9 protein-coding genes and 1 pseudogene are annotated in these 12,090 nt (G+C 71.0%); 1 reads left to right on the top strand and 9 read right to left on the bottom strand.

Annotation, left to right across the window (positions count from 1 at the left end):
• Window positions 1-52: 52 nt before the first annotated feature.
• The 6 genes and pseudogenes from ACZ6SD_RS13990 to guaB all read right to left on the bottom strand — a co-directional run bounded on the left by ACZ6SD_RS13990 (window position 53) and on the right by guaB (window position 8,759).
• Window positions 53-2,587 (bottom strand): FAD-dependent monooxygenase, encoded by a 2,535-nt coding sequence (locus ACZ6SD_RS13990; protein WP_465317318.1) that lies wholly within the window; start codon window positions 2,585-2,587, stop codon window positions 53-55.
• A gap of 288 nt (window positions 2,588-2,875) precedes the next feature.
• The gene (locus ACZ6SD_RS13985; protein WP_465317317.1) at window positions 2,876-3,841 is read right to left on the bottom strand and encodes an MBL fold metallo-hydrolase; all 966 of its coding nucleotides are present in this window, start codon (window positions 3,839-3,841) and stop codon (window positions 2,876-2,878) included.
• An 89-nt stretch (window positions 3,842-3,930) separates the two neighbouring features.
• The gene (locus ACZ6SD_RS13980) at window positions 3,931-5,679 is read right to left on the bottom strand and encodes an FAD-dependent oxidoreductase (RefSeq protein ID WP_465317316.1); all 1,749 of its coding nucleotides are present in this window, start codon (window positions 5,677-5,679) and stop codon (window positions 3,931-3,933) included.
• Window positions 5,680-5,758: 79 nt separating this feature from the next.
• Window positions 5,759-6,022 (bottom strand): annotated as a pseudogene (locus ACZ6SD_RS13975) (GNAT family N-acetyltransferase); the annotation flags it as partial.
• Window positions 6,023-6,061: 39 nt separating this feature from the next.
• Window positions 6,062-7,207, bottom strand: coding sequence for a GuaB3 family IMP dehydrogenase-related protein (locus tag ACZ6SD_RS13970; RefSeq protein WP_465317315.1), 1,146 nt, complete (start codon window positions 7,205-7,207; stop codon window positions 6,062-6,064).
• Between the two features lie 40 nt (window positions 7,208-7,247).
• Window positions 7,248-8,759: an IMP dehydrogenase gene (gene guaB / locus ACZ6SD_RS13965; protein WP_465317314.1), complete on the bottom strand. Its 1,512-nt coding sequence runs from the start codon at window positions 8,757-8,759 to the stop codon at window positions 7,248-7,250.
• A 233-nt stretch (window positions 8,760-8,992) separates the two neighbouring features.
• Here guaB and ACZ6SD_RS13960 point away from each other — a divergent pair, with 233 nt between their 5' ends.
• On the top strand, window positions 8,993-9,364 hold the full coding sequence (locus tag ACZ6SD_RS13960) for a DUF5319 domain-containing protein (RefSeq protein ID WP_465317429.1): 372 nt from the start codon (window positions 8,993-8,995) through the stop codon (window positions 9,362-9,364).
• A gap of 138 nt (window positions 9,365-9,502) precedes the next feature.
• Here ACZ6SD_RS13960 and ACZ6SD_RS13955 read toward each other — a convergent pair whose 3' ends face one another.
• From ACZ6SD_RS13955 to ACZ6SD_RS13945, 3 genes are all read right to left on the bottom strand, one after another.
• Window positions 9,503-10,561, bottom strand: coding sequence for an anti-sigma-D factor RsdA (locus tag ACZ6SD_RS13955; RefSeq protein WP_465317313.1), 1,059 nt, complete (start codon window positions 10,559-10,561; stop codon window positions 9,503-9,505).
• Window positions 10,562-11,134, bottom strand: a complete 573-nt coding sequence (locus ACZ6SD_RS13950) for a sigma-70 family RNA polymerase sigma factor (RefSeq protein ID WP_465317312.1) — start codon at window positions 11,132-11,134, stop codon at window positions 10,562-10,564.
• 354 nt (window positions 11,135-11,488) lie between these two features.
• Window positions 11,489-12,085: a response regulator transcription factor gene (locus ACZ6SD_RS13945; protein WP_018682728.1), complete on the bottom strand. Its 597-nt coding sequence runs from the start codon at window positions 12,083-12,085 to the stop codon at window positions 11,489-11,491.
• Between the last annotated feature and the right edge of the window lie 5 nt (window positions 12,086-12,090).

Genomic DNA, 12,090 nt, shown 5'->3' with positions numbered 1-12,090 from the left:
TCCACTATCCAAAGCCATTCCCGGCGGCCTCTGGTGACATTGGGGTAACCACCTAGGGCGCCACCCAACCCGAGGCCCGCCGCACCGCGGCGGCGACCTCGTCGGCCAGGGCCGAAGCCAGCCGCTGCCCCCGGTGATCGAGCGGCTGGGCGGGGGAACCGCGCTCGATCTCCTCGCGGGTTAATGCATGCCGCGCCGTCGTCCGGTCGATGGGGAGGCTCGCGATCACGGTGTGGTCGAGGCGGGGCGTGCTGACGGGGAGACTGCCCGCATCGCGGACCAGCTCGCCCGCGGGCAGGTCGCTCGCGCTCACCGGCTCGACCGGTTCGCCGCCCGTGACTTGCTTGCCATCACTGGGAAATGGGCTGGTACCGGCAAACTCATCGTTGAGGGATGCGGCGCCAGCGACCAGCCTCTGCTCGGCCACCTGCTCCTGGCCGGTGGGGCGGTGGTCGCCGGTTGGAGGTTCGCTGCTTGCCCCCGGCACACCCTGCGCAGCCAACCGCCCGTCAACGACCGGCACCTCTCCAGAGGTTGCTTGAGCGAGGCCGCCAGAGGAAGGTCCGCTGTCTCCCTTCGGCATGCCGTGGAAAGGCAGTCGCCGGTCGGCGCCAGTGGTTGTGGGGGCGGCGTTGAGTTGGCGGGGGTCGCTTGTGGACAGTTCGTCGGCTGTCGTTGTTCGTCCATTGGGGACAGAGGTGGTGGCGGGGCTTGGTTGGTTCGGGGCTGGGCGATCTTCGGCGGGTTGGTGGGCGAGCAGGATCGCGGCGAGGAAGCCGTCTGGGCGGACCAGGGCGGCGCCGGTTTGGCCCAGGCGCAGGGTTTCAGCTACTTCGGGGGGTAGGCGGCGGGTGGTTATGTGGTCGGCGTCAGGGAGGGCTGTGAGGGGTGTGTCGGGGGCGGTGAGCAGGGTGAAGTGGGGGCCGAAGCCGGCGCGGAGGCGGGTGCCGTCGGGAAGTCGGGCGTCGGGGCAGAGGACGCCGGGCAGTGGTGGGCGGGGGTGACCTGGGGCGCGAGGAAAGGCGGCCCGGTCCTCCGCGCTGGCGGGGGTGGTGAGGGGCGAGTCCAGGTACCAGAACGGCTCGGAGAGTTTGCCGGAGTCGATCTCGGGGCGAGCGGCGGGATCGGTGAGGCTGCGTTCCAGGACGTCGTGGCGGTGGGCGCGTTCGGCAGGAGTGCTGGGAACCAGGAACCGCATGGTGGTCGCGGTGACCCGAAGGTTCTCGTCCGCGGCGGCGCCGCGTTCGGTGTCGTAGGTGTCCAGGAGGTGGGGGCCCGCCCAGCCCGCCCGAGTGGCGGCGATCTTCCACGCGGCGTTCTCCGCGTCGGCCAGGCCGGAGTTCATGCCTCGGGCGCCGAAGGGGCTCATGAGGTGGGCGGCGTCGCCCGCCAGCAGCACCCGGCCGACGCGCATGGTCGGAACCCGGCGCTGGTGGAACCGGTACAGCGACGCCCAGACCAGTTCGTAGTCGAGGTCGCCGATCACCTTGCGGACGCGGGCGTCGAGGCCGCCGTTGGCGCGCTCGGCCGCCAGGTCGAAGTCTTCGGGGACCTGCCAGTCGATGCGCCACACCGAGTCCGGCTGCGGGTGAAGCAGCACTTGGCGGCCCGGGTTCCAGACCGGGTCGAAGTAGAAGCGCCGCTCGGGAACCGGGTGCTCGATGCGCGCGCGGATGTCGGTGATGAGGAACTTGTCCTCGAAGGAATGGCCCGGGAACGGCAGGTTCAGCAGCTTGCGCACGGTGGAGCGACTGCCGTCCGCGGCGAGGCAATGCGTTCCCCGCACCGAATCGGGTCCGTCCGGTGTCTCCACCGCCACGGTGACTCCGGTGTCGTCCTGGCGCAGGCCGACCACCTGGTTGCCGTAGCGCAGGTCGATCAACGGCTCGGCGCGGACGCGGGCCTCCAACAGGTGCTCGATGACGTTCTGCGGGGTGTTCACGAACGGCGGGAACTGGCCGGGCGGCGGCTCGGGGAAGGTCATCACCGACACCTCGTGCTCCCGGTAGAACATCCGCCCCGAATACCAGGTGACCCCGGCGTCGACCACCTGCCACCCGACACCGACGCGTTCGAGCACGTCGAGAATGTCCCGCTGCACACAGATCGCCCGGCTGCCGACCTGAACCCGCCCGGGCAACGCCTCCACGACGACACTCGGAACCCCATGGCGGGCAAGGACAAGCGCCCCCGTCAACCCAACCGGCCCCGCACCGACGACGACCACAGGCTCACTCACCGGATCTCCCCCATCCTCGCGCCCCGACAACACGACAGCACCTACCCGAAGCGAGTCCGGACAGCCGAAGCCCCGGAACACGCCGTCTCTGCCCGTTCGCCCCGGCTTGGCGGTCACCGCCACGAAAGACGCCCCGAGAGCGCACCGGCCGAAAGCGGACGTGGGTGCGAGACAGGGCGGCACCAGTCGTGGCCCGGCCGCCAGGGATGCCGCCGGTAGGCACGAACGCGGCGGCGGAACCGGGCACGGTGGCGGCGGTGATGGCAGCGGGACCGGAGACAGCGTGGTCAAAGCAGGAGCCAGCGACGACACCGGTGGCGGCGGTGGCGCAGGCAGAGACAACGACATCGGGGCTGGCGGCGGGATCGAAGCCAGAGCCTGAGACAACGCGGCCCCAGCGGCGGCGCGGCCAGCGGCCGTGGCGACAGCGGCGGGACTGAACGAAGTGAAGACACCCGGCGCAGTCGCTGGGCCGAAGGGTGGTGGTGGCCGGGGCAACGGCAAGGCGGGTGCCAGGGACAGCGGAGCTAGGGGCAGCGACGGCAGGGCCGCTGGCGGCAGCTGCGAAATCAGTGCCGGTGGTGGAGAAGTCCGTGTTGGCACCGACGACGGCAGCGGGAGTGCAGGTGGGGGTGGTCATTGGGGGGCCTGGAGGTTTGCCCAGACCTCGCGGTCGCGTTCTGGGGTCCAGATGTGGGGCCAGTCTTGGCCTGCGAGTTCGTCCCAGTAGCGCTGGACGTTGAAGGGGAGGCAGTGGGTGAAGATGGGCCAGTGGCCGTAGCGGGGGGACAGGGCCGCGTGGGCGGCTTGGAAGGCTTGGCGGACTGAGCCGCCGCAGTTGTGGATGTGGGCGACGGTGTCGCGTAGTTGGTTGAGGAAGTGCCTGCTTTGGGTGATGGCCGCCGCCATCTGGGCGCGGCCGTGGGCGATGGGGCCGCGGCCGCCGATGAGGGTTTCGGCTTCGAAGGCGGCCACCGTGTCCAAAGTGGAGGTTGCCCAGTCGTCGTGGAAGGCGTCGCCGGTGTAGAGGGCGGATTGGCATTCGACCAGGTCGCCAGCGAAGAGGATTTTGTGGGTGGGGAGCCAGGCCACGATGTCGCCCGCGGTGTGGCCGCGGCCGCAGTAGGCGAGGACCAGGTCGCCGTGGTCGCCGCCGAGGGGGATGGTCATGCGGTCGGTGAAGGTCAGGGTGGGCCAAGTGAGGCCGGGGATGCTTTCCGGCTCCTCGAAGAGGCGGGGCATGCGGGCGAACTCGCTGGCCCAGTCCGCCGCTCCGCGCTCGGCGATGAGCGTGCGGGTGGCCTCGTGGGTGACGATCTCCCGTGCGTCGAACGCGCTGGCACCCAGCACGCGGACCGCGTGGTAGTGGCTCAGCACGAGGTAGCGGACCGGTTTGTCGGTTCGCTCGCGCAGCCGCGCCAGCCAGCGCCGGGCGGCGACCGGGGTCGCCCTGGCCTCGAAGCAGACCAGGAAGTCCTCGCCCTCGATGGCGCCCACGTTGGGGTCGCCCTCGGCGGTGAGGGCGTAGACGCCCTCCGCCACGGCGGTGAACGTCTCCGGTCTGCGCTCAAGGTCGGCGCTGGAGGCGAACGCGTTTGTCACGTAATCCACAGTGCCACCGGAGAACCCCGCGGTACAGGGGTCTCCGGCAGCCTGTGGACAACTCGCGATCTTGAACGGGTTTCCGCTGGTCAGCTGCGGGTTGAGGCGGGCTTTCCGTTCACCCGGATCTCCACGACGGGCAGGCGGAGGGCGCCGGGGGCGTGCGCGGGGACCGCGGGCGCGGCTGGCTCGACCGGGTTGACCCGCTGGTAGCCAGAGCCCTGGGCGGGGCGCGGGTCGACCTCGCCCTTGTTCGGCCAGAGGGAGAAGGCGCGCTCGGCCTGGGCGGTGATCGTCAGCGACGGGTTGACGCCGAGGTTGGCGGAGACGGCGGCGCCGTCGACCACGGAGACGCCGGGGTAGTTGTAGACGCGGTGGTAGGGGTCGATGACGCCCTCGTCGGCGCTCGCGCCGATCGCGCAGCCGCCCAGGAAGTGCGCGGTGAGCGGGATGTTGACCATCTCGTTCCAGGTGCCGCCCGCGATGCCGTCGATGTGCTTGGCGGTCAGCTGGTTGGCCTCGTACCCGGCGGGGATGAAGGTCGGGTTGGGCTCGCCGTGGCCCTGCTTGGAGGTGTACTTGCGCCGTCCGAACAGGCCGCGCTTGGTGTAGGTCGTGATCGAGTTGTCCAGGCTCTGCATCACCAGCAGGATCACGGTCCGCTCGCTCCACCGGTAGCCCTGGAGCAGGCTGAGCGTGCGGATCGGGTGCTTGGCGAGGAACCGCAGCACCTGCACGAACCGCGGCACGCTTGTGCGGGCGTCGGTGGCCAGGGTCTGCAGCATGCTCATCGCGTTGCTGCCCTTGCCGTAGCGCACCGGCTCGATGTGGGTGTTCTCGTCCGGGTGGATCGAGGACGTGATCGCCACGCCGCGGCTGTAGTCGCGCTCGGGGTCGACCTTGGGCCTGCCGGAGCCGATGATCGCCTCGGAGTTGGTCCTGGTCAGCTCGCCCAGCTTCGGCGACAGCTTCGGCAGGGCGCCGGTGTCGCGCATCTTGTGCAGCAGGTTCTGCGTGCCCCACGTGCCCGCGGCCAGCACCACCTGGCCCGCGGTGATGGTGGTGCGGAACAGCTTGGACGTGGTGCCGGTCTTGCGCAGGTCCAACTCGTAAGAGCCGTCGCCGCGCGGGCGCAGCGCGGTCACCGTGGTCAGCGGGATGACCTTCGCGCCGCCCTGCTCAGCGAGGTGCAGGTAGTTCTTGACCAGCGTGTTCTTGGCGCCGACCCGGCACCCGGTCATGCAGGCGCCGCATTCGGTGCAGCCGGTGCGCTCGGGGCCAGCGCCGCCGAAGTAGGGGTCGGCGACCTTCTTGCCCGGCTCGCCGAAGAACACCCCGACCGGGGTCGGGCGGTAGGTGTCGGCGACGCCCATGTCGGCGGCGACCTTCTGCATGACCTCGTCCGAGGGCGTGGTGGTCGGGTTCGTGACGACCCCGAGCATCCGCGACGCCTGGTCGTAGTGCGGGGCGAGTTCGGACTCCCAGTCGGTGATGTGCGCCCACTGCTTGTCCTGGTAGAACGGCTTGAGCGGCCGGTAGAGCGTGTTCGCGTACACCAGCGAGCCGCCGCCGACCCCCGCGCCCGCGAGGATGAGGACGTCCTTGAGCAGGTGGATGCGCTGGATGCCGAAGCAGCCGAACTGGGGCGCCCACAGGTACTTGCGCATGTCCCATGAGGTCTTCGCGAACTCATCGTCGGCGAACCGACGGCCGGCCTCGACTACCGCCACGCGGTAGCCCTTCTCAGTCAGTCGGAGAGCGGCGACACTGCCGCCGAAGCCCGAGCCGACCACGACCACGTCGTAGTCAGTGTTGTTACCGGTGAGTTGCGCGCCCATGGGCAGAGGTTAAGGGCTGGTGGACAGACCCGGCTAGAGGCCAAGCGGATTTTTCTGTGACTGCCGGTAACACGCCTGGTCAGGGGCGGTCGGAACGCAGCACGCCGAACAGCGCCAGGTCCCGCCGCGCCCCGCCGCGCAGCTGGGCGCCGCGCACCACGCCCTCGGACAGGAAACCCGCCGCGAGCAACGCGCGCCGCGCGACAACGTTGTCGACGTCGGTGGCCGCCTCTACTCGGTCAAGGTCAGTGGTGGCGAAGAGATGGCCGGTAAGCAACCGCAACACGCGCGCGCCCGCACCGCGCCCGCGCGCGGCGGGCAGCAGGGCGATCCCCACGTTCCACGCCGCGCACGCCCGGGTGCGCCGCGGCGACGACCCGCCTCACGAGCGGACCGTGAGACCGACCTTCTGGAACTCCTTCAGGTCCGAGTACCCGGTCTTGGCCAGTGCCCTGCGCAGCGCGCCGAACAGGTTGACCAGGCCGTCCGCGTCCGAGGACGGGCCGAACAGCAGGGTCTTGAGGTCGACCTCGACGTCCTCGGCGACCGGCAGCACGGCACTGCGCGGCAGCGACGGGTGCGCGGCGGCCGAAGTCCAGTACAGGCCCTGGCCAGGGGCCTCGGCGGCCACCGCGAGGGGCGCGCCGAGCATGACCGCGTCCGCGCCGCAGGCGATCGACTTGGCGATGTCGCCGCTGGTCCGCACGTCGCCATCGGCGATCACGTGCACATACCGGCCGCCGGTCTCGTCCAGGTAGTCCCGCCGGGCGGCGGCGGCGTCGACGATCGCGGTGGCCATCGGCACCCCGATGCCCAGCGCGCTGTCGGTGGTGGTGATGCCGGGGCAGTGGCCGTAGCCGACGATCACGCCCGCCGCGCCGGTGCGCATCAGGTGCATCGCGGTGCGGTAGTCGTGCACGCCGCCCGCGATCACCGGGACGTCCAGGTCGGCGATGAACCGCTTGAGGTTCAGCGGCTCGGCGCCAGCGGAGTCCCGGGCGACGTGCTCGGCGGAGACGATGGTGCCCTGCACGATCAGGATCTCCACCCCGGCGGCCAGCAGGTCCGGGGTCAGCTCGGCGGCGTGCTGCGGGCTCACCCGCACCGCCACCGTCACCCCGGACTCGCGGACCTGCTTCACCGCCTCGGCGATCAGGTCGACGCGCAGCGGCGCGGCGTGCAGCTCCTGGAGCAGCCGCACCAGCACCCCGGGCTCGTCCCCGTCCTCGGCGGCGGTGACCAGGCGGGACAGCACCTCCTCGACGTCGGAGTGCCGCGCCCACAGCCCCTCGGCGTTGAGGACCCCCAGCCCGCCGAGCTCGCCGACCGCGACCGCGGTGCCCGGCGAGACGATGGCGTCGGTCGGGTGCGTGATCAGCGGGATGTCGAACCGGTAGGCGTCGATCTGCCAGGTGGTCGAGACGTCCTTGGACGAGCGGGTGCGCCGCGACGGCACGATCTCCACCTCGTCGAGCCCGAAGGCGCGCCGGGCGGTCCGGCCCATGCCGATGTCGACAAGATCCCGCACTGGGGGTGGTCCTTTCGGTGGCGCTGGGGCAGCGCGGAGGTCAGCGGGTGGTGTAGTTCGGCGCTTCGACAGTCATGGTGATGTCGTGCGGGTGGCTTTCCTTGAGCCCGGCGGCGGTGATCCGGATGAGCTGCGCCTGCTGCAGCTCGGCGATCGTGCGGGAGCCGGTGAAGCCCATGCCCGCGCGCAGCCCGCCGACGAGCTGGTAGACCACCTGGGACAGCGGGCCGCGGAACGGCACCCGGCCCTCGATGCCCTCGGGCACCAGCTTGTCGTCGGAGAGCACGTCGTCTTGCGCGTACCGGTCCTTGGAGTAGGACTTGGCCTCACCGCGCGAACGCATGGCGCCCAGCGAGCCCATACCGCGGTAGCTCTTGAACTGCTTGCCGTTGACCAGGATCAACTCGCCCGGGGCCTCAGCGGTCCCGGCGAGCAGGCTGCCCAGCATGACCGCGCTCGCGCCAGCCGCGATGGCCTTGGCGATGTCGCCGGAGTACTGGATGCCGCCGTCGCCGATGATCGGGATCTTCGCCGGGGCGCACGCCAGCGACGCCTCGTAGATCGCCGTGATCTGCGGCACCCCGACGCCCGCGACCACGCGGGTGGTGCAGATCGAGCCGGGGCCGACGCCGACCTTCACCCCGTCCGCGCCCGCGTCGACCATGGCCTGCGCGCCCGCGCGGGTGGCCACGTTGCCGCCGACGACGTCCACCGCGTCTCCCAGCTCCTTCTTGAGCCGGGTGACGATGTCCAGGACCGCGCGCGCGTGACCGTGGGCCGTGTCGACCATCAGGACGTCCACGCCCGCGTCGAACAGCGTCATCGCGCGCTTGTAGCCGTCCTCGCCGACGCCGACCGCCGCGCCGCAGATGAGCCTGCCGTCCGGGTCCTTGGTGGCGTTGGGGTACTGCTCGGTCTTGACGAAGTCCTTCACCGTGATCAGGCCGCGCAGCTTGCCCTCGCCGTCGACGATCGGCAGCTTCTCGACCTTGTGCCTGCGCAGCAGCCCCAGCGCGGCCTCGGCCGACACCCCGACCTGCGCGGTGACCAGCGGGCCCTTGGTCATGACCTCGCTGACCAGGCGGGTGTGGTCGACCTCGAAGCGCATGTCCCGGTTGGTGATGATGCCGACAAGCGTGCCCTCGGCGTCGGTGACCGGCAGACCGGAGATCCGGTAGCGCGCGCACATCGCGTCGACCTCGGCGAGGGTGTCGCCGGGCGAGCACGTGACCGGGTCGGTGACCATGCCCGCCTCGGAGCGCTTCACCGTCTCGGCCTGGCGCGCCTGCTCCTCGATGGACAGGTTGCGCTGCAGGATGCCGATGCCGCCCTGGCGGGCCATGGCGATGGCCATCCGCGCCTCGGTGACCGTGTCCATGGCCGCCGACGCCAGCGGGATGCGCAGCGTGACATTCCGGGAGACGCGGGTCGCGGTGTCGACAGTGCTCGGGATCACATCCGACTGTGCGGGCTGCAACAGGACGTCGTCGAAGGTGAGGCCCAAGGTGGCGAACTTGTGCGGGACCCCGTCAGCGTTGAGCTCGCTGGTCATGGTGGGTGGCGGACCTTCCTGCATGGCTGGCGGACCCGGTGGCCGGGCCGGGGGTTCGAGGGTGGCCTGCTACCGCGCCGTGGGCCCGCGAGTTCCGGCAGGCGGCACGGTTCCCCCATGGTATCCGGGCGCGCCTGGGCCTCCGCCCGGTACCGTGCGTGGTCGTGCCGCATGACGCAGTTCCCCCCACCCCGTTCTCCGGCGGCCCCTGGGACGACCGGCCCGCGGGCGCGTTGCCGCCGGACCCGTTCGCGGGCGACCCGGACGACCCGGCGCGCGCGCTGGACGAGCCAGCTGAGGACCCCGAGCCGCCGATGAGCCTCGAAGAGCGCGAGGAACTGCTGGGCGACCTTTCCGACCTCGCGGTTTACCAGGCGCTGTTGGAGCCGCGTGGGGTGCGCGGCATCGTGGTCGACTGCGGCGAGTGCCAGGAGCCGCACTACCACGACTGGGCCCTGCTGGCGGCAAGCCTGGAGCAGCTGCTCAACGACGGCCGGATGCGCCCGCACGAGCCCGCGTTCGACCCGGACCCGTCGAGCTACGTGAGCTGGGAGTACTGCCGCGGCTACGCCGACGGCGTCACCGCCAGCGAAAACGCCCTCTAGTCGCTTCCGCACGCCCGACTCGGGGAGCGGGTGTGCCGAAGGTAATGAACGCCACAGGTGGCCGCGCTCACCCCCGAACAGCCGAAAGCACCTTCGCCAGGCGGGCGGCGAAGGTGCTTTCGACGGTGTGGCTGTGTTCTAAGGAGCCGACGCCGGGGGTTCCGGAGTCTGGGCCGCCTCGGTGAGCTGGATGCTCTGCGTGCCCTGGCCGGTTTCCTCGGGAGTGGTGCCCGGGTCGACCTTCGCGGGGTCGGTCGGCGTCTCGGAGGTCGTCGGCGGCGGAGAAGACGTGGTCGACTCGCTCGTGCTGGTGGTCGTCGTCGGCGAACTCGGGGACACGGTCACCGGAACCGAATGCGTGGTGGTCGACGTCGTCGTGGTCGGCACGGGAACCGCGCTGCTCGGATTGGCCGACGGGGGCGGCTGCACGCCGTTCGCCGGGGCGCTGATCTGGGAGAGCAGGTCGCGGTGCTCGGCGGCGAGGTCGGCCGCGCCGTCCTCGCTGGCCACCGAGGGCAGGCCGAGCTGCGCCTCCTCCAGCTTCGACTTGGCCTCGGCGACCTTGCCCTGGGCCAGGGCGGTCTGCGCGATGTCCAGGTCCTGCCGGACGGAGGCGGCGGCTTCGACGGAGCGGGCGTGGTCGGCGTAGAGGACCTTGGTCAGGCCCCACAGAGGGTCGCCGGGGCGGGCGTCCTGGGCGGCGAGACCGGCGCCGGTGAACGCGATGGCCAGCACGGCCGCCGCGGCGGCGAACGGGACCAGCATCCGGGGTCTGCGGCGCTTGCGGGCCTTGGCCGCGTACACGGTGGCCACGGCGAGCTTGGTGTCGACCAGCTCGCCGATCGGCGCGGCGTCGACCTCGTCGCGCCACGAGCAGAGCAGGGCGGCGAGTTCGTCGCCGCGGAAGTCGTCGGGCACCTCACGCGACGCCGGGAGCCGCTCGCCGCGCACGGCGCCGCCGAGGGCGTCGAGGAACGCGTCGTCGGCGTGCACAAGAGAGATGTCGACCGCGTCGGCATCGAAGTCGCCGGAGTCGGCCAAGTCGTCCACATCGTTGTCGCTGTCGTCGCCTAGGTCGAACGCGTCGTCCAACCGGAGACCGGAACCGAACGCGACCGGGGTCACGTTCGAGTGCTCGGCGCGCGGGCTCTGCGATGCCGCCTCGTCCACGCCACGCTCGTCGCTTTCATCGGGCACTCAGACCACCTCCTCCGCGGACAACGCCTTACGCAACCGGGCAAGCGCCCGGTGCTGGGCCACTCGAACCGCTCCTGGCGTCGAGCCGACCGCTTCGGCGGTCTCTTCCGCCGACAAGCCGACCACCACGCGCAGCACTACGATCTCACGCTGTTTGTCCGGGAGTACCTGGAGCAGCTCGCTCATCCGCCTCGACAACTCGCCCTGCATCGCCCGCTGCTCGGGCCCAGCCTCGATCTCCGGACCGTCCGGCACGTCCGCGACCGGCTCGGACCGGTTGCGGGCCGAAGCCCGGTGCGCGTCGGCGACCTTGTGCGCGGCGATGCCGTAGACGAAGGCCAAAAACGGGCGGCCTTGGTCGCGGTAGCCGGGCAGAGCCGTCAACACCGCGAGACACACCTCCTGCGCCACGTCGTCCGCCGAGGCGAACGACCGCTCCTGCCTACCGACCCGGGCTCGGCAGTACCGAACCACCAGGGGACGCACGGACGCGAGCACGCGCTCGATAGCCCGAGGGTCACCCTCGACGGCAGCGCTTACTGACCCGTCCAGTCCGTCCCCCAATGTGGTCATCGCAGAATGCAGCCTTGGCGTTACGAGTGTGGTCATGTGCACCGAAGCCGGGTCGAGCGCCTTCCTCGACCCGCCCATGGCCCACCGTACCGCCCTGGTTGTCGAGTTCCTGGCGCAGTGTTGACCGCCGTGCGGCCGCGCGGGGGTCGGCGTGACAGGCGACACAATAGCCGGTGCCGCGGCGGTGATCGGCGCGGGGGCGATCACGGCGATCACAAGGAAGACACGACAAGCCGTGCGTGCCCGTCTTTGCCACGGGCACGCACGGCTCGCCGCCGACGCTGTTCTCTTAAGTCCCTGCGAACCTTGCGGCGCCGTGCGTCTCACGCGGCACGACGCCCGAGGGCACAGCGCTCAGGACACCAGGCCGCGCCGGAACCCGTGAGCCACTGCCTGCGCACGGTCCCGAACACCCAGCTTGCGGAACAGCCGCCGCGCGTGGGTCTTCACCGTGTCCTCGGAGAGATACAGCTCACGGCCGATCTGGCCGTTGCTCTTGCCCTGGCTCATACCGCGCAGAACCTGGAGTTCGCGATCGGTGAGCTGCACCCCTGGGTCGGAGGGCTGCCTGGGCGCGGGCACCGAAGTGCTCGCCAGAGTGTGCGCGAGCGCGGCGACCAGCTCGGGACGCGAGGCGTCCCAGCGCAGGTAGCCACGAGCGCCGCCCGCGATCGCCGCGGCGATACTGCCCGCGTCGTCGGGCGCGCCGAAGACGATGACGTTCGCCTGGGGATTGGCGGAGACGAGTCGCCGAGTCGCTTCGACCCCGGTCGGCACCGCGCGCTGCGTGCCGACGAGGACGACATCGACGGGCTGCCGGGAGAAGCGGGCGAGCAACTCGTCACCGTGCGCTACGCAGTCGATGCGACTGACCCCTGGTACAGCGGACATGACACGGGTCAAGCCTTCCCGGACGCTGCGGCGGTCGTCGCAGATCAAGACCGTCGTCACGGGGA

The sequence above is a fragment of the Actinokineospora sp. NPDC051303 genome, from assembly GCF_055586285.1.
This window is presented reverse-complemented; position numbering and strand designations above follow the sequence as displayed.